Genomic DNA, 20,575 nt, shown 5'->3' with positions numbered 1-20,575 from the left:
AAACTGGAGGTTAAACGATGAAAGGAATCATACTAGCTGGAGGTACAGGCTCCCGTCTCTATCCTCTAACCAAAGTAACGAACAAGCATCTCCTTCCAGTCGGCAAGTATCCGATGATTTTTCATTCCGTCTATAAGCTGAAGCAGGCGGGTATCATTGATATTCTGATCGTAACCGGCAAGGAGCATATGGGGGATGTAGTCAATCTGCTCGGCAGCGGAAGCCAGATGGGTGTTACATTCACGTACAAGGTTCAGGACGAGGCAGGCGGCATCGCGCAGGCACTGGATTTGGCTGAGCATTTCGTAGGGAACGATCAAATGGTGGTTATCCTCGGGGATAATGTATTTGAGGATGATATCACACCTTATGTACAGAATTTCATTGAACAAGGGTCTGGAGCTAAAATATTGATCCAGGAAGTTGCCGATCCGGCTCGCTTTGGAGTCCCTGAGCTTCAGGGAGACCGAATTCTCTCCATTGAGGAGAAACCGGCGAACCCTAAATCCAATTATGCGGTAACGGGTATTTATATGTTCGACAGCGAAGTATTCAACATCGTTAAAACATTAAAGCCGTCGGCACGGGGCGAATTGGAGATCACTGACGTAAATAATGCATATATTACAAGAGCGGCTTTGAGCTTTGATATTTTACAAGGCTGGTGGACCGATGCGGGAACGCATCCTTCACTTGCACGGGCAAATGAGTTGGCGCAAGGTCTGGTATTCGGCAACGAATTCGGAACCTTGAAAATATAAAGTCTGGAAAGGAAGCTGGAGATGAAAGGTATTCCGTTAAAGCTTGAAGGTGCCAAGCTCCTCGAACCGGTCGTTCATGGGGACGCACGCGGTTATTTTATGGAAAGCTACAATGAGGATGTACTTCATAAGCTGGGAATTACAGAACGTTTTATTCAGGATAACCAATCCCTTTCTGCAGAGGCAGGAGTCCTTCGCGGTCTCCATTACCAACTGAATCCCAAATCCCAAACGAAGCTGATCCGTGTACTGGCCGGTGCTATTTACGACGTTATTGTCGATATCCGGCGCGGTTCTCCTACATTTGGTGAATGGGTCGGGGTAATCCTGAGTGAACATAACAAGCGCCAGCTGCTTGTGCCGCAAGGTTTTGCTCACGGCTTTTGTACGCTTGTGCCGAATACACTGGTTATGTATAAGGTAGACGAATATTATTCCCCCGAGCATGACCGCGGCATATTATGGAATGATCCGGAGCTTGGTGTGGATTGGCCGGTTTCAAGTCCTATTTTGTCCGACAAAGACAAGCGCCACCCTCTGCTGAAAGATGCCGAATTGAATTTTGACTAGAATATTCCTATATAATCATGTGAACAGGAGGTCCCCTGATGAAACTGCTTGTCACCGGAGGAGCCGGATTTATTGGAAGCAACTTTGTATTGTACATGCTAAAGAAGCATCCGGATTATGAAATTGTCAATGTAGATGCCCTGACCTATGCGGGCAACCTGGAAAACCTTAAGTCGGCGGAAGGCCACCCGAAACATACCTTTGTCAAAGCCGATATTACCGATGCAGCGGCAATGGATTCTCTAATGGCACAGGGGATAGATATCGTAGTGAATTTCGCGGCGGAGTCCCATGTGGACCGGAGCATTCTTGACCCGGGCATATTTGTGAAGACCAATGTACTTGGAACACAGGTCTTATTGGATGCTGCTAAAAAATATAGTGTCACCAAGTTTGTACAGGTCTCTACGGATGAAGTATACGGATCACTAGGCGACACGGGTCTATTTACCGAGGAAACCCCGTTGTCTCCCAACAGTCCATACTCTGCCAGTAAGGCAGGAGGGGATCTGTTGGTACGCGCGTATCATGAGACCTTTGGGCTTCCGGTGAATATCACCCGCTGTTCGAATAATTACGGTCCTTACCAGTTCCCGGAGAAGCTCATCCCGCTGATGATTTCACGTGCATTAGCCGATGGGGCACTGCCGGTATATGGGGACGGGTTGAACATCCGGGACTGGCTCTACGTGGAGGATCACTGCAGTGCAATTGACCTCGTCATCCATAAAGGTGTGGTTGGCGAAGTGTACAATATCGGTGGCAATAATGAGCGCACCAACCTGCATATTGTCAATACGGTTCTGCAGGAGCTGGGCAAGCCGGATTCACTGATCTCTTACGTTCAGGATCGTCCGGGCCATGACCGCCGTTATGGCATTGATCCGGCTAAGATTATGAATGAGCTGGGCTGGGAACCGAAGCATACCTTTGAGACAGGCATCAAGGAAACTATTCAGTGGTATCTGGACAATAAGGAATGGTGGACCCGGATCCAGTCGGGAGAATACATGAAGTATGCGGAGCTGCAGTACGGCAGCCGTTTGGGAGAGGCCCTGTAATGGCCGGGATGAAGGTGCTTGTTACGGGATCAGCCGGTCAGCTTGGACAGGAATTAATACTGCTTCTTCAGCGGGAAGGTCATCAGGTATTGGGCTGTGACCGTCAGGAGATGGATATTACCAATCTGGAGCAGTGTGCAGAGGTCATAGGCGCTTTTGTGCCGGATGCAGTTATCCATTGCGCGGCTCATACGGCAGTGGATGCTGCTGAGACTGACATCGACAGCGCATATGCCATCAATGCCATGGGAACCCGGAATGTAGCGCTTGCCGCAGAGAAGGCTGGGGCCAAGCTGATCTATATCAGCACAGATTATGTCTTTAACGGGCAAGGTTCTCTTCCCTATCATGAATATGATAATGCGGACCCTCAGAGCATTTATGGAAAGTCCAAGCGTGCCGGGGAGATTCTGGCGCAGAGCCTGTGTTCCCGCTGGTTTATTGTCCGGACGTCCTGGGTTTACGGTAAATACGGAAATAACTTTGTCAAAACGATGCTGAAACTTGGTCAGGAGAAGCCGCTGCTGCAGGTAGTCAACGATCAGAAGGGTTCACCGACGTATACCGCCGATTTGGCTGAGTTTTTGCTGGAGCTGGTGCAGACTGAGAAATACGGTATTTACCATGCCTCTAACACGGGGGTCTGCACGTGGTATGAATTTACGGAAGCTATTTTTGCCGAAGCGCAGGATATTCTTCATCTCAGTATGTCTGCACGTCTGGAGCCATGCGATACCTCGCAGTTCCCGCGTCCAGCGCCGCGTCCGGCTAATTCAGTGCTGGAGCACATGGCCATCCGCACGAACGGCCTCCAGGATCTGCGTCACTGGCGTGAAGGATTACGGGATTTTCTGCGGGAGCTGTAAGGATAAAACATTAATTTATGGAAACTCCCGAATCGTGTCATACGGTCCGGGAGTTTTCGTTATAATAGAGAGAAATATAGAGAAGTTCGGGGAAGATGACATGAACAAAACCGTTAGCGTAAATATTGTTACCTACAACAGTGAAGATGATATTACGGATTGTCTGCGGGCGGTAGCAGCCCAGGATTATCACATTGCTCAGGTTATTGTGATCGATAATGCATCTTCCGATCAATCGGTAGCCAGAGCCAGAGAATGTAGCGGCTGGTTCGCCGGTGAGGAGACAAGCCGTCTCCTGCTTATCGAGAATTCAGTTAATACGGGTTTCGCCCCCGCACATAACCAGGCTATAGCCTGCAATCCGTGCGATTATGTACTGGTACTCAATCCCGATGTGACCCTTGCCCCTGACTATGTTTCAAGGCTGGTCCGGCGTTTGGAAGAAGATACGGAAATCGGAAGTGGCACAGGCAAGCTGGTGCTGAAGGCACAACCGGAAATTGTGGACAGCACAGGGCTGACGATGAACAAAGCCCGCAGGGCGTTTGACCGTGGGGCGGGCCAGCTTGCAAGTGACTGGACTAAATCGGGTAGAGTATTCGGCGTATCCGGCGCTGCAGCGATGTATTCACGGCGGATGATTGAGGATATCAGTGTGGAAGGGGAGTTTTTCGACGCTGATTTTTTTGCATACAAGGAAGATGTCGATGTGGCCTGGAGAGCGGAGCTCATGGGCTGGCACGGGTATTTCGATGCCGATGCGCTAGGGTATCATGAACGCGGATGGAAACCGTCCGGACGGAGCGGCAAGGCGATGTTTATCCGTAGAATTTCTTATATTAACCGTTATAAAATGATCTATAAAAACGAGCCGGCACGGAGTCTGATGAAGACACTCCTCTTGTCGCTTCCCTATGAAACGGCAGCATTTGGCTACATGCTGCTTAGAGAACCGGGTCTGATAAAAGCATGGTGGTTGTTCTTCTCTCAACTTTCCGTTTTAAGCAGAAAGCGGAAGCTGATTCAGAGCAGGATTAACAAGCTGAACAACGGATGAGGTAGTGTCAGTCTATATGTATATCTTACAAAACCTTCCTGCCGGTCACGGTCTTCTTGGGAAGGTTTTGTGCTATAATTATTGTCGATAGATTACTATAAATGTCAGGAGTGCGCCTGTGTGAATGCCGATGTCAGCATCATCATAGTTAATTACAACACCTGCCGCCTGACGACGGACTGTCTAAGGTCGGTGTATGCTTCAGAAACGAAATATTCCTATGAAATTATATTAATAGATAATAACTCCCGGGATCATTCCGTAGAGACGATTCGAACTGAGTTTCCGGATATTACGCTCATAGCTAATCAGGAGAACACCGGCTTTGCCCGGGCTAATAATCAGGGGATGGCGGCAGCACAGGGAAGATATATCTTGCTGCTGAACTCAGATACCGTTGTACGAACAGACACGCTGGAGACGATGATTTCCTTAATGGACCGCAGGCCCGACTTGGGTGCTTCAGGATGCAAGCTGATCCTGCCGGATGGTTCGCTCGATAAGGCCTGCCGGAGAGGATTTCCTACTCCCTCAGCTTCGTTTTATTATGCCTTCGGCTTTAGTGCAATGTTCCCGGACCGGCCCCGCTTTAACGGCTATCAGCTCGGATATCTTGACCCGGATGCTGAATACCCGGTAGACAGTCTGGTTGGCGCGTTTATGCTGGTCAGACGGGAGACGGTTGCTGAGGTGGGCGGGCTGGATGAGAATTTTTTTATGTACGGTGAGGATTTGGACTGGTGTTACCGGATTAAAGAAGCCGGTTGGGGTATTTATTATTATCCGAGAACAAGTATTGTGCATTTAAAGGGCGGCAGCGCCCGGCGGAGACCGTTTAAGATTGTCTATGAGTTTCACCGGGCCATGGTATTATTCCACCGTAAGCACTACAGCAAACGTTACAATATTTTGGTGAACAGTGCGGTATACGCGGGAATTGCCATGAAATTCGCAGCAGCGCTGCTTAAGAATGCCTTGGTCGCTCCGAAGCCGGCAGTTCTTCCAGCACAGAGTCTGTCGGCGGCATCCGATGCTACCCTGAAGTCCCAAACGAGTGAAGAGGTGAAATTATGATCCGCCGGAATCAGCGGTTTCTGACACAACTTTATATGGTTGCAGACTTTGCCGTGATCCAGCTCTCCTTTTTGATCGCGTGGTGGCTTAAATTCAGAAGCGGCTGGATTCCCTATATCAACCCGCTTCCGGTAGAGTCCTATGCTTACTGGAGTTTGATTTACGGGATGGTCGCTGTTCTGACAGGGGTTGTAGTGTCTCTCTACCTGCCGAAACGCAAAAAGCGGTTTGCCGATGAATCCCTCAAAATTTTTCAGGTCCACATCTTCAGTATTTTTGTAGTTCTGGGCCTGATGTTTTTTGTGAAGGAACTGGATATTTCGCGGATGTATCTTGCGATTTATATGACCTTCAACCTGTTCTTAACAATGCTGTACCGTTTCGTGCTGAAGAAGATTCTTATATCGTTTCGTGAAAAAGGGTACAACCGGCAGTTTGTGCTGATTCTCGGTGCGGGTACGCTGGGTAAAAGATTCTACAACAATCTGGAACTGTACCCTGAACTCGGGTATGAAGCCGTCGGCTTCCTGGATGATTACCAGAGATGGGACGGGATTGAGGAGCGGAAGTACAAACCGATCCTTGGAACGGTGGACGAGCTGTCTGAGAAGCTGGAGAGTATGCCTATCGACGAGGTTATTCTGGCGCTGCCGCTGGATGCCCATTTCAAATATCCGGCGATTATTGCCGCTTGTGAGAGCGCGGGTGTACGGACGTTGATTATTCCGGATTTCTTCGACTATCTGCCGGCCCGTCCTTATTTCGATAACTTTGCCGGCATGCCGATGATTAATGTCCGTGATATTCCTTTAGATATGACAGGCAACCGCTTGTCCAAAAGAATCTTCGATATTCTCTTCTCACTCTTCGCCATCATCGTCACGCTGCCGATTATGATTATTGTTGCCATGGGTGTCCGGATTACCTCCCGGGGACCGGTGATCTTTAAGCAGGAGAGAGTCGGCCTGAACCGCCGCAACTTCATGATGTACAAGTTCCGTTCCATGCGGCTTCAGCAGGATGGTGAAGAGGATACGGGATGGAGTACCCCGGAGGATCCCCGCCGGACCCGGTTCGGAACTTTTATCCGCCGGACCAGCCTGGATGAGCTGCCGCAGTTTTTTAATGTGCTTATGGGACATATGAGCGTGGTAGGCCCGCGACCGGAACGTCCTTTTTATGTGGAGCAGTTCCGCGGCGAAATTCCGAAATACATGGTTAAACATCATGTGCGGCCCGGGATTACGGGCTGGGCGCAGAGTAACGGCCTCCGCGGGGACACCTCGATCGAAGACCGGATTAAACATGATATTTTTTATATTGAGAATTGGTCGCTGCTGTTTGATATACGGATTATCGTCAAAACGATTCATAACGGATTTATCAATAAGAACGCCTACTAAATCAGTCTTGCTGATCTGCAAAGGAATTCTAAATGATGAACAATAAAAAGATCCTCGCATCTGTTATTATGCTCCTCTCCTTCGGGCTGCTGGTGGTTATCACGCTTGCACCCTGGGAGGAGAAGGATTCCGGTACCGAATTTGATGATTACCGCATCGTGGCTCACGCCATGGGTGGTATTAACGGCCACACCTATACGAATTCGTTTGAGGCCTTTGTCGCTAATTATGAACAGGGCACACGGATTTTTGAGACCGATCTTCTGTTGACGGCGGATGGCAAGCTTGTGGCCCGGCATGAATGGACAACCTATATGAGTGAGCTGCTTGGTCAACTGGAGGTGCTGCCTGTCGACAAGCAGGGAACAGTACTGGATTATGATCAGTTTATGAAGACGCCTATTCTTGATCTGTATACTCCGCTGGATTTTGAGAAGATTCTGGATCTGATGCAGCATTATCCCGATATATACATCGTGACAGATACCAAGGAGTTTGACTCCGGCCTGATGATGCAGGAATTTCAGATGCTGACAGATGCGGCAAGACGCCGTGATCCTGCTCTGCTAACGCGGATCGTTCCGCAAATCTACAATCGTCCCATGCTTGATGAGCTGAATGATATTTATGCTTTCCCTCATATCATCTATACGTTATACGAATCGCAGGACAGTGATGATCAGGTGATTAGCTTTGCGAAGGAGCGCGGTGTTGATATTACGATGCCCGTTAACCGGGCGACAAGCAAATTCGTCAAAGCTTTGAAGCATGCCGGATCGAATGTCTACGTCCACACACTCAATGACCAGGAAGAAATACGCAAGCTCTCCCGTATGGGAGTCGACGGCTTCTACACAGATTTCATCTCGGAAAGTGAAATGTAGTCTATACATATCTTGTGAAAAAAATGCGAAGAAATGTTCGCATTTTTTTGTTGTAGTAAATTGACAGGCTACCCCTCCTGACATAGACTAGATTTATAACTTTTGCCCCGGCAAGAGCGTTTTGATGTGTTCAAATGAATAATAAGGATGAACTAGATGAAATCAATTCAGTCAAAGATAAAGCCGTGGCGGCATGTGTTCAAGCTGGACCCGGACCGGTCCATTAGCGATGAGGCACTGGAGTCTGTCTGCTTATCAGGCAGTGATGCCATCCTGATTGGCGGCTCTACAGGGGTAACCTACGAGAATACGGTGGACCTTCTGTCCCGTGTGCGCCATTTTGGCCTGCCTTGTGCGCTGGAAGTGTCGGATCTGGAAGCGGCCGTTCCCGGCTTTGACCTCTATATGATACCTATGGTGCTGAATACCCCGGACCCCTCCTGGATTGTAGGCCATCACCGCCGGGCGATTGAGCGGTACGGCAGTTTTATCCCGTGGGAGCTGCTGCTGACGGAAGGTTATATCGTGCTTAATGAGGATTCCTCTGTGGCACGGCTCACCGGAGCGGAGACTGCTCTTACCGCCGAAGAAGCGGAAGCCTATGCCCAAATTGCGGATAAGCTAATGTCTCTGCCCATCGTTTATCTGGAATACAGCGGCAGATTTGGAGATATGGAGACAGTGCGGAGCGTACGGGAGTCTGTGGAGCATGCACAGCTTTTTTATGGAGGCGGCATTACCACTGAAGCTGAGGCAGAACAGGCTGCAGCCTTATGTGACACTGTTGTTGTGGGCAATATTATATATCGTGATATTCAGCAGGCACTGCTTACGGTTCAGGCTGTCAAGAAGACGGAGCCCTGGTCTTAGTTTTACATTCACTTCTATTTGGAAAGGAGCATGTTCAACATGCAACTTGTTAACATACAAGAAGCCGTAAGCCGGCTCAATCCTCCCCAGCGGCAGGCGGTGGAATCCACCGAGAATCCGCTGCTTATTATGGCCGGAGCGGGGAGCGGGAAGACCCGTGTGCTTACGCACCGTATCGCTTGGCTGATTGCCAGCCGCAAAGCTCCACCGTGGGCGATACTCGCAATTACTTTTACGAATAAGGCTGCCCGGGAAATGCAGGAACGTGTCTCCCGTCTGGTCGGACCTGAGGGCCGGGACATTTGGGTATCGACCTTTCACTCGATGTGTGTGCGCATCCTGCGTAAGGACATTGAGCGTATCGGTTTTACATCTAATTTCTCTATTCTGGATTCCAGTGATCAGCTCTCCGTTATCCGTAACTGCATGAAGGATCTGAATATTGATACGAAGAAGTTTGAACCGAAAGCTGTTCAGGCTATGATCAGCACGGCGAAGAATGAACTGGTTACTCCTGAGCAATATGAAATGAAGATCGGCGATTATTTGGAGGGACTCGTAGCCAAGGTCTATAAGAAATACCAGAAACGTCTGAAGAGCAACAACTCTCTTGATTTTGACGATCTGATTATGCTGACCATCCAGCTGTTCAAGGATGTTCCGGAAGTACTGGATTTCTACCAGAAGAAATTTAAATACATTCATGTGGATGAGTACCAGGATACGAACCGTGCGCAGTATATGCTGTGTAAAATGCTGGCGGACGGCCATCATCGCATCTGTGTAGTCGGTGATAGTGACCAGTCAATCTATCGCTGGCGCGGAGCGGACATCTCCAACATTCTGAACTTTGAAGAGGATTACCCGGAAGCCGAAGTCATCCTGCTGGAACAGAATTACCGTTCCACTTCAAATATTCTAAATGCAGCAAACGGCGTAATTGCGCTGAACACGGGCCGCAGACCTAAGAAGCTGTGGACGGACTCCGAAGACGGTCCGAAGATCAAAGTGTACCGTGCGGACTCCGAACATGATGAAGGGTATTTCGTAACCGGGGAGATCAGCAAGAATGTGAAGCTCGGCAAGAACTACCAGAGTCATGCCATTCTCTACCGGACCAATGCCCAGTCCCGGGTGATCGAGGAAATTCTGATTAAATCCGACATCCCTTATCAGATTGTGGGCGGGATCAAGTTCTACGACCGCAAAGAAATTAAGGATCTGTTGGCTTACCTTCGCCTTCTGTCCAATCCGGATGATGATATCAGCCTGACGCGCATTATCAATGTTCCCAAGCGTGGACTGGGCGATACAACGGTGGGCAAGCTGGCTGCTGCAGCAGCGGAACGCGGAGTCTCCATCTTCCGGGTTCTGGAGACCGTGGACGATTTGGGCTTTGCCGGTAAGACCCGGAATGCGCTCGTAGAGTTCTACGATATGATCGAGGCGCTGCACCGGATGGTGGAATTCCTCTCCGTTACTGAATTGACAGAGAAGATATTAGAATTGTCCCAATACCGGATCGAGCTGCAGACGGAGAACACACTTGAATCACGTGCCCGGCTGGAGAATATCGATGAGTTCCTGTCAGTGACTATGGAGTTCGAGAAGAATAATGAAGATAAATCTCTGGTTTCCTTCCTCACTGATCTTGCACTTATCGCCGACATTGACAGTGTGAACGACGATGAAGAACGCAGTGACGCAGTAGTGCTCATGACCATGCACAGTGCCAAGGGTCTGGAATTCCCGACCGTCTTTATCGTAGGTATGGAAGAAGGCGTATTCCCGCACAGCCGTGCTTTCCAGGATAATGCGGAGCTGGAGGAAGAACGCCGGTTGGCATACGTGGGAATTACCCGCGCAGAGAAGCAGCTGTTCCTCTCCTGCGCGCGCATGCGTACTCTGTTCGGACGGACAACGGCGAATCCGCCGTCCCGCTTCCTGGAAGAGATTCCGGAAGAATTGAAGGAAGACACCGTGATGACCTCTGACCGATTCCGGCGGGGCGGTACGGATGTAGGGGGGGCTTATGGCGGACGTGGCTTCGGCGGCGGAGGGCGTGGCAACTTCGGCGGCGGAGGTTCATCGGCATCCGCTGCAGCATCATCGCTTGGCGGCAGCACCGCCAAGGCAAGCCCGCTCGCAGCAGGCAACAACCGCGTAGTGGTCACCTCCGGCACCGGAGCGCAGCGTGCGTCCGGAGCAGCGGCTGGAGAATCCGGCGGCTTCAAGTCGGGCGACAAAGTATCCCATGGTAAATGGGGTGTGGGCACCATAGTCTCCGTTAAAGGCAGCGGCAATGATACCGAGCTGCAGATCGCTTTCCCGGCGCCGGTAGGCATCAAGCGGCTGCTCGCCGGATTTGCGCCGATCTCTAAAGTGGAATAAGGCGTCTTCAGCAGGAGTAAGATGTTTACTTTTGGATCACGCTAGACCATACGAAATATATGGACGGAGGAATATTCCCGCATGGATCTGATGCATACGATGGAAGAGCTTGTGGCGGAACTGAATCAACTTAACTATCACTATTACACCCTGGATGCGCCCAAGATCAGCGATAAGGAATACGATGCTTTATATGACAAGCTTGTGGCACTGGAAGCGGAATCCGGCTTTATACTCCCGGATTCTCCTACGCAGCGGGTTGGAGGGGAACTGCTGAAAGGCTTCACCCCTCACCGCCACCTGGCCTCGCTCTGGAGTCTTGATAAAGCACAGAATGTGGAGCAGCTCCGCAGTTGGAATACCCGAGTGCTGAAGCTGGTGAATGATTACAACACCCGCAATCCGGATCATCCACTCCCGGATCCTTCTTATGCCGTGGAGCTGAAGTTCGATGGCTTAACCCTTAACCTGACTTACCGCGATGGTGTGCTTGTGCAGGCGGCTACGCGGGGTAACGGGGTAACGGGGGAAGGAATTCTTGCTCAGGTGAAGACGATTAAATCCGTTCCGCTGACGATTCCTTTTAAAGAAGGCGTAATCGAGGTACAAGGCGAAGGCATCATGAATCTGTCGGTGCTCGCAGATTATAATACCCGGGCGGCAGAACCGTTGAAGAATGCCCGTAACGGGGCAGCCGGAGCCCTCCGGAACCTGAATCCTAAGACGACGGCCGAGCGCCGGCTGAACGCATTTTTCTATAATGTGGGTTATGCGGAAGGGGTGCAGTTCGCCGATCATCAGGAAATGATGGACTTCCTGCGCAGTAACCAATTTAAAGTAAATCCTTATTTGACGTACTTCAGCAATTTTGAAGATGTGGCCGAGCAGCTTGCTGAGATTGTAGAGAAGCGTTCCGGCTTGGATTATCTCATCGACGGAGCAGTCATTAAAATCACGGATTTTCGTACGCGTGAAGTGCTGGGCTATACGGACAAGTTCCCGCGGTGGGCGGTAGCGTACAAATTCGAGGCAGAAGAGACCACGACCATTCTGGAATCCGTGAGCTGGAATGTAGGCCGGACCGGCAAAGTAACTCCACTGGCCCGTGTTGAGGCAGTAGAGCTTGCCGGTGTGACGGTGCAGAACTGTACGTTGAACAATGTCGGAGATATTGAACGCAAGAATCTGAAGTTTGCCTTGGGCACTCGCGTCTTCATTCGGCGTTCGAACGATGTTATTCCGGAAATTCTTGGTAAGGTAACAGAAGAGAATGATGGCGGAGAGATTATCTTTCCTGAGCAATGTCCGGCCTGCGGATTTCCGCTGGAGATGCGTGGCGCGCACCTGTTCTGCAACAATAAGCTGGACTGTAAGCCGCAAATTATTAGCCGCATTACTCATTTCGCCTCCAGAGACGCCATGGATATTGAGACCTTCAGTGAAAAAACAGCGGGGCAGCTCCATGAGGAACTGAGCGTACGTGAGCCAGCAGACCTGTATGAACTTACCTTCGAGCAGCTTGTAACATTGGAACGTTTCGGAGAGAAGAAAGCAAGTAATCTCATTCAGGCGCTGGAACAGAGCAAAGGCCGGGATTTGGCTTCGTTCCTTTATGCCCTGGGCATCCCGAATACCGGAAAAGCGACTACCCGGATGCTGGCCGATCATTTCCGCAGTCTGGAAGCTGTAATGAAAGCGGACGTCGAGGAATTAACGGGTCTGCCAGATGTCGGAGGCATTGTTGCCGAGAGTATCGTGGGCTTTTTCTCCGATCCTTTTGTAGTTACGAGCATTCAGCGCATGCTGGCACTCGGTGTTGAAGCCAAGGCGCCTGAGGCACCGCGTGTTGTTAGTACGGATTCTTTCTTCAGCGGTAAAACAGTCGTCCTGACCGGAACGCTGCAGCAGCTTTCGCGTGAGGAAGCGGCTGCGCGGCTGGAAGCACTGGGAGCGAAAGTTTCCGGCAGCGTCAGCAAGAAGACGGATCTCGTGATCGCCGGTGAAAAAGCTGGCAGCAAGCTGGCTAAAGCGCAGCAGCTTGGCATTCAAGTCATCGAGGACGAGGAAGAATTGCTGCGGCTTCTGAACGGTTAAAGGCCATCCTTCCAATCCACAAGACAAGACGCAAGTACCAGCCTGTTTTCTTGCACCAATGGAGAACCCGGCAGTCCCGGAGTTACTCGTAGGCTAGCAGTTCCCAGTAGTTCAACGGTTCCTGGTAGGTCCAGCAGATTGCGGCAGGCATGTTACCCACCTGTTGGCCATATCAGTTAACAACACGGGCGTATTATCACCGTAAAAGTGTATTAGTAGGAAAAAGTACCGTTAAATAACGAGATTCCTATTTCGAAGATAAATTAACAGGAAAAAGTACCGCTAATCTACTGTAAAATAAACTTTGTTGAGCGTAATTCTTAATTTAGCGCCGATTATTCCATGTAAACGTTCAAAACACGCCCTCCCCTTGAGATTACCTCCAGTTTTTCAAGGTAAATTCGAGCGAACCAGTCGTAACTTCAAACCTCCTAACCCAAGGATTACCTTTACAGAGGAACCTTAGGTTTATAAGACAAACAGCAGCTGTCCTGATCACAGGGCGGCTGCTGTTTTTCATATACATTCATATTATCTCTACCACGCAGCTTGTGTACTTTTTCAATATTTCCATCCTGGAATAGTTACTTGAACAGTCTATTGATTTCTTCACCCCCCTCGGCGCTTTATTGAATGAGTCTTCAGTTATAAGTTAATCCGTACGGCATGAGCCTTTACAAAATTGATAAAATAGTAAAAATTTAATCTATTAGGTTACTATATTTGACAATTCGTTAATCTTCCAGAGGTAAGCTTGATGAGATCTCGATAACAGGAAGGGGAACGAAATGAATAAATTCATGAAGAGTATGGTAGTCAGTGGATTAGCAGTAGCATTGGTATCAGGCACTACTATCGTCGGAGCAGCAACTAGCACAACGAAAACACCGGCTCCCGCCAAAGCCCAGTCCAAAAATCTTATCGTTCTGATTGGCGATGGCATGGGACCCGCCCAAGTCTCCGCCGCACGTTATTTTCAGCAGTATACGAAAGGCATCAGCCATCTTAGTTTAGATCCTTACTATGTCGGGCAAGCCACTACATACGCGGATCGCGGTGAAGACGGCGGCAAAATCGTTTCTGGTATCGTAACCGACTCCGCATCTGCAGGAACGGCTTTTGCAACAGGCCATAAGACATATAATGCAGGCATCAGTGTATCCAATGAGGACGTCTCGAAGCCTTTTGCCTCAATTATTGAAGCAGCTGAGAATACCGGCAAAGCTACAGGGCTGGTAACCACGGCCAGAATTACTCATGCTACACCAGCAGTTTATGCTTCCCACGTCCGGAACCGCGATAATGAATCGGCCATCGCTTCGCAATACCTGGAGAGTGGCGTTGACGTTCTTTTAGGTGGAGGCAAGCAGTTTTTTGTAACGACAGCCGAGAAAGGCAAACGCACGGATAAAAACCTGCTGCCTGACTTCCAGGCGAAGGGATATACGGTTGTAGAGAATACCACAAGCCTTAACTCCCTTCCGGCGAATACGACAAAAGTACTCGGTTTGTTCGGCAACTCCCACGTAGCTTATGTTCCAGACCGCACGCCTGAAATCCCGAACCTTGCAGCAATGACCACGAAAGCGCTGGATATTCTCTCAAAAGATAAAGATGGCTTCGTGATGATGATCGAGGGCGGACGGATCGACCATGCCGGACATGCCAACGATCTGCCGACTATGGTGCAAGAGGTGCTCGACTTTGATGCCGCCTTTAAGGCAGCCATTGAATTCGCGAAAAAAGACGGCAATACCTCCGTTGTAGTAACGGCGGATCATGAAACGGGCGGACTCTCCCTGTCCCGGGACAACATTTACGAAGTCAACATCGATCTTTGGGATAAGCAAAAGCACTCTTCCGAAAGCCTTGCAGCTTCACTTGAAGCGGCCAAGACACCTGAAGAAATTCGCAGCATCGTAACCGCAAATACTTGGATTACTGATCTTACTGATGCAGAGATTCAGCAGATTATGGCGGGGGACGGTTCTTCTTACAAACGCGAAGGAGCTTATAACGCTGTGATCTCCAAACGCCTGCTAGTCGGCTGGTCCGGTCATGGGCACTCCGCGGTGGATGTTGGGATTTGGGCATACGGACCGATGGCTGATAAGATCAAGGGCCAGGTAGACAACACCCAAATCGCCAAGGTTGGGGCAAGCATTATCGGCGTTGACCTGGATAAGAGATCTTCCGAACTTCAATCCAAATATGTCTATCCTAAATTTAAAATCAACCGGGAGAACGAGGTTCTCTATCCTGCCGATGCTCTGGTTAAAGCACTGGACGGAACCTTTAACGGTGATGCTTCAGCAGTAACTCTTACCATTGGCAAAAACATTGTCACCGTGAACCTGACGGCCAAAACTGCAACTCTGAACGGCAGCACAACTTCATACACGGTGGATATTGATAACGGTAAGTTGTATCTCCCGCTTTCAGCATTCAGTGATTTGACGGGTAAAACCTTGAAATGGGATACGCTCTCCGAACGGATTGTATTACGATAGGAGTGAAGTTTAGTGCTGGTTATTCGCGGTCTGGAGAAACAATTTCGGATAGATGGGCGTTCCCTGCCGATCCTCGATATTGCGGAATGGCATGTGGGCAAGGGGGAGAAAGTAGCGATTACCGGCCCCAGTGGCAGTGGTAAAAGTACACTGCTCCATCTAATCAGCGGAATCTTGCAGCCGGACAAGGGAGAAATAGTTTTGGATGATGTTCCACTGCATCAACTGAAGGAGGCGGAGCGGGATAAGCTCAGGGCCCGCCAAATCGGATATGTGCTGCAGGATTTCCATCTCATTCCTTCGCTGACGGTTCAGCAGAATATTGAAATTGCTCTGACCAAGCGCTTATCAGCTAAACAAAAGAATGAGCTCATCGGTAATTGGCTGGAGAAGGTGGGGCTGCAGGACCGCAGCAGCCACCTTCCCTCCCAGTTATCCCGTGGTCAACAGCAGCGCGTAGCAATTGTACGCGCTCTTGTTAATGATCCGCCTCTTTTGCTTGCTGATGAACCTACTGGCAGTTTGGACTGGGAGACAGCAGATGAGATTGCTGACCTTTTACTCCATCTTCGGTCCAGTGAATCTCAAACTCTAATTGTTGTCACCCATGATTTGAATATGGCACGGCGCTTTCCGGTATGCCTGAGTATTTTGGATATTAACCGTAATTACGGGGTTAACGGAAGTGCATTTGTTGCAGGGACGAGCGGAAGGAGATTAGGGAATGAGTCTTTTTAAACTTACCCTCCGCAATGTGCTGCATCGCCGGTTTTTATCTCTGCTCACGATCTGTGCAGTCGCAGTCACCGTTGCATTTATTGTATTGGCATCTCTAGCGCAGGATAGTGTAGAGCAGGGGGCGGAGAAGGGATATGGCCCATTTGATCTTGTCATTGGCGCAGAGGGCAGCGAAACCCAGCTTGTGCTGAATACGTTCTATCATATCGGCGCTCCTACCGGCAATATTCCGCTTTCGGTACTGGAGCAGGCTAAAGCGGATGCTGGTGTAGATAAGGCTTATGCAATGACAACAGGAGATAATCACAACGGATTTCCGATAGTAGGCATAGATCCGGAGTATTTTTTAACCCGTTATGGAGATCGCCATCTGGAGCAGGGAACTCTGTTTAGGAAGACTGGTGAGGCCATTGTTGGCTCATATATTGCCCGTATGTTGAATTTGAAGGTGGGTGATGTTTTCAATGGAGCGCACGGTCTTGTCCAGGAGGGGCACCTCGAAGATGAACATGCCGGTGCTGAGGAGCAAGAGGCACATGAGGGTGAGGGGCATAGTCATGAGAGCTTTCGTTATACGGTCGTAGGCATACTGCCCCATCTGAATACGCCTGATGATCGGGCTATTTTCACAACAGTAGATTATGCCTGGGCTGTTCATGGACTGGAAGCTGATGATAGAGAAATTACAGCAGTATTGGTGAAGCCTGGCAGTCTGCTCGGCGCTCATGATCTTAAAAAAGAGCTCGACGGGTCGAATGGAGTACAAGCCACATATACCAGTAAGGCTGTCTCTGATGTGGTAAATGCAGTAGATCAAGGCTCACGGCTTATTGGAATTCTGACGTCTTTATGTGTTGTACTTGCAGCCATTTCTATTTTATTGTCCCTGATTGCTGCGGCCGGTGAACGAACCAAAGATGTAGGACTGCTTCGTCTCTTGGGAAAATCCAGGGGATATGTATGGATGACATTGACAAGCGAAGGACTTTTGATAACTGCTACAGGTCTGGTGCTGGGTCTGGTGCTGGGACATTTGGGAGCTTATTTGCTTCAGGATGCCTTGTTTGCTCAAGCCGGAATTCAGATTGAACCGTTTCATTTGACGGCTAATCACGGGATGATTGCTGTAGGAACCTTGCTCATTGGATTGTTGTCTTCGATCGGGCCTGCGTTTAGAATGTATCGGCTTAGCCCGTTGGCTCTTTTTAAATCCTAGGAGGTCGGCTCTTTTGAAGATAAAGGGAATAAGGCGGGGTCTGGTCTTAGTGGCTATGGTAAGTGTGATTGGACTTCTGCAGGGATGCGGACAGAACAATGAGGAGGCTAACGGAGGGGAATCCTTTGCTGCGGTTAGTGATTTTGCTGATCCAGGTGAGGAGGCAATAGCCGTAACTGCTTCTCCACAAGCCACTGACCCGGCAACGGGTGTGATTTCCGGCGCTCAAAATACGTATACCAATAGTGAAGCGGCAACAGTCGCATCGAGTCTTCCATCCATTACTCCTGACGCTGACAACGAAGCTGCGGCTAGCTCTCCGGCTTCCGGTTCGGAAGATAAGGTTCAAAAGGCATCTGCACTGCAGTCAATAAAAGCAGCACCAACACCAACAGTTACACCTCAAAAGCAGACTGCCGCGAACACCATAACCACAACATCACAAACACAGTTCAATACTGCAAAACCGGTCTCTCAGGCACAGGCGCATTCCGGCAATGCAAAACCGGTATCTCAAATACAGACGCAGTCCGGTACTAAAGAAATTGCTGTTGGAGATCAGGCGGGTAGCGGTGAAGAACAGAAATCAACGGCTCCGCTCGCTCGAACAACAAGCATTCCAAAATCGAATTCGCAGGGGATAACTGAGATTGGCTGGTCGGATTTTTTTGACGGTGAGAATCAGACCCGGCCTTCAGAACGTTTTTGGGATCTCCATGGGAGTACAGTAACGATTAAAGGCTTTATGGGAGAGGTGCTATCCTTCGAGAAACGCTGGTTCCTGCTGATTCCAGAGCCGGGAGCCGAATGCCCTTTTGATAATGGCGACGAGACGTATTGGAACAAGATTATGATTGTTTTTGTCCCTGATGATGTGAAGCTGAGGCACAAGTCCGGGCCTCTTCAGATTACAGGCCGGCTGGACGTTGGCATCAAAATAGACGAATCCGGTTATAAGACCATGTTCCGTCTCTATGACGCATCTTTTAAGGAAATAGAATAGCTAGACAGACAAACTCCCACATGCTGATATCCATGCGGGAGTTTGTTTTGTGACTTATACCCGTTTCGCATCCGGAAGCCACGCATCGATATCGTATCCCCGCTCCTCCCAATAACCAATGTGATCGCCTTCGATAAGTTCAATCCGGTTTAGCCATTTCACAGATTTGTAGGCATACATTTGCGGGACTACAAGTCGTACAGGGCCGCCTAGCTGATTGGTAATAGGTTTGCCGTCATGCATTACGGCTACCATAATATCTTCCATTAATGCCTGTTCAATCGTTAGGGAGTCCGTATAGACACCATCGCCCGAGTACAGTTTTACGGTTGTTGCTTGATTCTGGACGCCGGCCATCCCCAAAAGTTTGGCGAGCGGGATGCCCTCCCAGGTATTTTTGTACACGGACCAGCCGGTCACACAGTGGAAATCGCTCACCTGAACCTCCCGTTGCAGCTGTACGAATTGCTCCCAGTTCCAGCTGAACTTCTTGTCTACCAGGCCATCCACGGTAAAAGACCAGTTGGAATTGTCAAAGGAGGGGATATCCGTCACTGTATATACGCGGAAATGTCCATCTGCACCGCCGCCAATTGGAGGAGCTGACTCCGGAAGAGGGATGGGTTCAGGTAGGAGGGTATTTGCGTTGTTTACAGCCTCGTCATTAACTCCTGGCAGACTAAAGGATTGTCCCAGCCAACGTCCAAAGGTAGGACCAAGTGTTACCGCCAGCCCCGCTCCAACGGCGAGCTTGATAAAGCTGCGGCGTGTGTACACGGGCTGTGGAGTGGCGGGGGTTTTGGCATTCGGTTTGACTGGAATAGCCGAGCCCTCCCCGGGCTCTTCAACAGTAGCTTGGATCACACGTTTTTTTGGCTCCTTCAGCCATTTCGTCCGGGTGATCGAGTGGTAGATGATAATGGGCAATCCTATCCATGTAAGAAGGTCGTGGATAAACAATGCGGCATTGGCAGCGCGTGGTCCGGCCATCTTGAATTGCCATAAGACAATACCTGATACAATCCAGCCGATGAGCAGTGCCAGAACAGCAATAACATTGGCTTTTTGCGAGGTGCGTCCTTTGAGCTGTTTCCAATGCTTTGCCGCAAGCAATAAATAGTAGATGACAGGAAGAAGCAAGACTAATCCGAATACAATATGACTCCACTTCAACCATACCCGGCCTTCACCAAGTACTTCACGCCAAAATCCCCCGAGCAGCATCAGACCGCTAAGCGCCAGAAACAATACCAGCCAGGCATTCCACTTATGGATAGAGACAAGCTTTTTCCCGTAACCTTTTCGGAATCGTGCTAAACCTTTCTTCACCGGGAGTCCTCCCATCGTTCAGAGTGGCATCATCTATTTCAACTTTTAATTAATTGTACATCAAAATTTCTGCTTTGAATAATATCCGGGATGCAAGACCTAAAAAAGCCCGCTCTCCCTAAAAAACAGGATAGTGAGCTTCATTTTCACCCTTTAATCCGCAGTCCATTACTCCGGTTTTTCATCGTTAGGCAGCAGGAGTGCCAGCAGCCCCGGCAGAGGAATAAGCCGCAGGGAATGAACACGCTTGAAATCCCGGCCCAGTCAATTAGATGTCCGAGGTACAGCCTCTGTGTATAGATATCAGTGACCATAAAGCTGGACAATAGAATGAAGCCTCCAATCCGCAGAAGAATGGCAGCCCATAACTGGCCCCTATTTTGGCTACAAGTGAAGCATAACGGTAAAGAAATAAAAAGGGTTGCCAAGATTGAAATGGCATGTTATATTATCTCTTGTGCTTATGAGACATCGCGGTTTTGAAAAAGACGTGATGAAATAATAAGTTGACAACGAAGTAGTAAAGATGTTATCCTATAATTCCTGTGCACGAGATAAATTACTCAACTGCCGGGAGCAAGTTCTTTGAAAACTGAACAAATGGAACGCGTTAATTTTTATTGATTCATTTAATGAATCGTCAGTTTCAAAATGAGCTATCGTTCTTTCTAAATACCAATTTGGAGAGTTTGATCCTGGCTCAGGACGAACGCTGGCGGCATGCCTAATACATGCAAGTCGAGCGGAT

The 20,575-nt window shown here is 49.4% G+C and carries 16 protein-coding genes and 1 rRNA gene; 16 read left to right on the top strand and 1 reads right to left on the bottom strand.

Annotated features, from left to right (window positions below):
* Nucleotides 1-17: 17 nt before the first annotated feature.
* The 15 genes from ACAN55_RS17235 (at nucleotide 18) to ACAN55_RS17165 (ending at nucleotide 18,498) form a co-directional block, all read left to right on the top strand.
* Nucleotides 18-761 carry a sugar phosphate nucleotidyltransferase gene (locus ACAN55_RS17235; RefSeq protein WP_379135443.1) on the top strand — a complete coding sequence of 248 codons (744 nt, stop codon included), beginning with the start codon at nucleotides 18-20 and terminating at the stop codon, nucleotides 759-761.
* Between the two features lie 21 nt (nucleotides 762-782).
* The gene (rfbC, locus tag ACAN55_RS17230; RefSeq protein ID WP_379135440.1) at nucleotides 783-1,331 is read left to right on the top strand and encodes a dTDP-4-dehydrorhamnose 3,5-epimerase; all 549 of its coding nucleotides are present in this window, start codon (nucleotides 783-785) and stop codon (nucleotides 1,329-1,331) included.
* Nucleotides 1,332-1,369: 38 nt separating this feature from the next.
* Complete coding sequence (gene rfbB, locus ACAN55_RS17225) at nucleotides 1,370-2,392, top strand: dTDP-glucose 4,6-dehydratase (protein WP_379135438.1); 1,023 nt, start codon at nucleotides 1,370-1,372, stop codon at nucleotides 2,390-2,392.
* Nucleotides 2,393-2,400: 8 nt separating this feature from the next.
* Nucleotides 2,401-3,258, top strand: coding sequence for a dTDP-4-dehydrorhamnose reductase (gene rfbD / locus ACAN55_RS17220; RefSeq protein ID WP_379135593.1), 858 nt, complete (start codon nucleotides 2,401-2,403; stop codon nucleotides 3,256-3,258).
* Between the two features lie 100 nt (nucleotides 3,259-3,358).
* Complete coding sequence (locus ACAN55_RS17215) at nucleotides 3,359-4,315, top strand: glycosyltransferase family 2 protein (protein ID WP_379135435.1); 957 nt, start codon at nucleotides 3,359-3,361, stop codon at nucleotides 4,313-4,315.
* 120 nt (nucleotides 4,316-4,435) lie between these two features.
* Nucleotides 4,436-5,389 carry a glycosyltransferase family 2 protein gene (locus ACAN55_RS17210; RefSeq protein WP_379135432.1) on the top strand — a complete coding sequence of 318 codons (954 nt, stop codon included), beginning with the start codon at nucleotides 4,436-4,438 and terminating at the stop codon, nucleotides 5,387-5,389.
* On the top strand, nucleotides 5,386-6,792 hold the full coding sequence (locus ACAN55_RS17205) for an undecaprenyl-phosphate glucose phosphotransferase (RefSeq protein ID WP_379135429.1): 1,407 nt from the start codon (nucleotides 5,386-5,388) through the stop codon (nucleotides 6,790-6,792). The genes ACAN55_RS17210 and ACAN55_RS17205 overlap by 4 nt, the downstream gene beginning before the upstream one ends.
* A gap of 35 nt (nucleotides 6,793-6,827) precedes the next feature.
* The gene (locus ACAN55_RS17200; RefSeq protein ID WP_379135426.1) at nucleotides 6,828-7,676 is read left to right on the top strand and encodes a phosphatidylinositol-specific phospholipase C/glycerophosphodiester phosphodiesterase family protein; all 849 of its coding nucleotides are present in this window, start codon (nucleotides 6,828-6,830) and stop codon (nucleotides 7,674-7,676) included.
* A 156-nt stretch (nucleotides 7,677-7,832) separates the two neighbouring features.
* Nucleotides 7,833-8,546, top strand: a complete 714-nt coding sequence (gene pcrB, locus ACAN55_RS17195) for a heptaprenylglyceryl phosphate synthase (RefSeq protein ID WP_379135423.1) — start codon at nucleotides 7,833-7,835, stop codon at nucleotides 8,544-8,546.
* Between the two features lie 39 nt (nucleotides 8,547-8,585).
* Nucleotides 8,586-10,937, top strand: a complete 2,352-nt coding sequence (pcrA, locus tag ACAN55_RS17190; protein WP_379135420.1) for a DNA helicase PcrA — start codon at nucleotides 8,586-8,588, stop codon at nucleotides 10,935-10,937.
* 81 nt (nucleotides 10,938-11,018) lie between these two features.
* The gene (gene ligA, locus ACAN55_RS17185) at nucleotides 11,019-13,031 is read left to right on the top strand and encodes an NAD-dependent DNA ligase LigA (protein ID WP_379135418.1); all 2,013 of its coding nucleotides are present in this window, start codon (nucleotides 11,019-11,021) and stop codon (nucleotides 13,029-13,031) included.
* 788 nt (nucleotides 13,032-13,819) lie between these two features.
* Complete coding sequence (locus tag ACAN55_RS17180; RefSeq protein ID WP_379135415.1) at nucleotides 13,820-15,541, top strand: alkaline phosphatase; 1,722 nt, start codon at nucleotides 13,820-13,822, stop codon at nucleotides 15,539-15,541.
* A 12-nt stretch (nucleotides 15,542-15,553) separates the two neighbouring features.
* Entirely contained in the window at nucleotides 15,554-16,279 is a 726-nt protein-coding gene (locus ACAN55_RS17175) for an ABC transporter ATP-binding protein (RefSeq protein WP_379135412.1), read from the top strand.
* Complete coding sequence (locus ACAN55_RS17170; RefSeq protein ID WP_379135408.1) at nucleotides 16,266-17,495, top strand: ABC transporter permease; 1,230 nt, start codon at nucleotides 16,266-16,268, stop codon at nucleotides 17,493-17,495. The genes ACAN55_RS17175 and ACAN55_RS17170 overlap by 14 nt, the downstream gene beginning before the upstream one ends.
* A 13-nt stretch (nucleotides 17,496-17,508) precedes the next feature.
* On the top strand, nucleotides 17,509-18,498 hold the full coding sequence (locus ACAN55_RS17165; protein ID WP_379135405.1) for a hypothetical protein: 990 nt from the start codon (nucleotides 17,509-17,511) through the stop codon (nucleotides 18,496-18,498).
* Between the two features lie 54 nt (nucleotides 18,499-18,552).
* Here ACAN55_RS17165 and ACAN55_RS17160 read toward each other — a convergent pair whose 3' ends face one another.
* Nucleotides 18,553-19,827: a molybdopterin-dependent oxidoreductase gene (locus tag ACAN55_RS17160; protein ID WP_379135402.1), complete on the bottom strand. Its 1,275-nt coding sequence runs from the start codon at nucleotides 19,825-19,827 to the stop codon at nucleotides 18,553-18,555.
* A gap of 677 nt (nucleotides 19,828-20,504) precedes the next feature.
* On the opposite strand from ACAN55_RS17160, the gene ACAN55_RS17155 reads away from it, so the two are divergent.
* Nucleotides 20,505-20,575: ribosomal RNA gene (locus tag ACAN55_RS17155) — 16S ribosomal RNA — on the top strand; the annotation flags it as partial.

The sequence above is a fragment of the Paenibacillus oryziterrae genome (genome assembly GCF_042610485.1).
GTDB lineage: Bacteria > Bacillota > Bacilli > Paenibacillales > Paenibacillaceae > Paenibacillus_AQ.
The sequence above is the reverse complement of the archived record's forward strand: the minus strand, read 5'-3'. Positions and strand labels throughout refer to the sequence as shown.

Coding starts and splice junctions, on each gene's coding strand:
- pcrB (WP_379135423.1), top strand. CDS start 7,833: ATGAAATCAATTCAGTCAAAGATAAAGCCGTGGCGGCATGTGTTCAAG.
- ACAN55_RS17215 (WP_379135435.1), top strand. CDS start 3,359: ATGAACAAAACCGTTAGCGTAAATATTGTTACCTACAACAGTGAAGAT.
- ligA (WP_379135418.1), top strand. CDS start 11,019: ATGGATCTGATGCATACGATGGAAGAGCTTGTGGCGGAACTGAATCAA.
- rfbD (WP_379135593.1), top strand. CDS start 2,401: ATGAAGGTGCTTGTTACGGGATCAGCCGGTCAGCTTGGACAGGAATTA.
- ACAN55_RS17170 (WP_379135408.1), top strand. CDS start 16,266: ATGAGTCTTTTTAAACTTACCCTCCGCAATGTGCTGCATCGCCGGTTT.
- ACAN55_RS17200 (WP_379135426.1), top strand. CDS start 6,828: ATGAACAATAAAAAGATCCTCGCATCTGTTATTATGCTCCTCTCCTTC.
- ACAN55_RS17205 (WP_379135429.1), top strand. CDS start 5,386: ATGATCCGCCGGAATCAGCGGTTTCTGACACAACTTTATATGGTTGCA.
- rfbB (WP_379135438.1), top strand. CDS start 1,370: ATGAAACTGCTTGTCACCGGAGGAGCCGGATTTATTGGAAGCAACTTT.
- pcrA (WP_379135420.1), top strand. CDS start 8,586: ATGCAACTTGTTAACATACAAGAAGCCGTAAGCCGGCTCAATCCTCCC.
- rfbC (WP_379135440.1), top strand. CDS start 783: ATGAAAGGTATTCCGTTAAAGCTTGAAGGTGCCAAGCTCCTCGAACCG.
- ACAN55_RS17235 (WP_379135443.1), top strand. CDS start 18: ATGAAAGGAATCATACTAGCTGGAGGTACAGGCTCCCGTCTCTATCCT.
- ACAN55_RS17180 (WP_379135415.1), top strand. CDS start 13,820: ATGAATAAATTCATGAAGAGTATGGTAGTCAGTGGATTAGCAGTAGCA.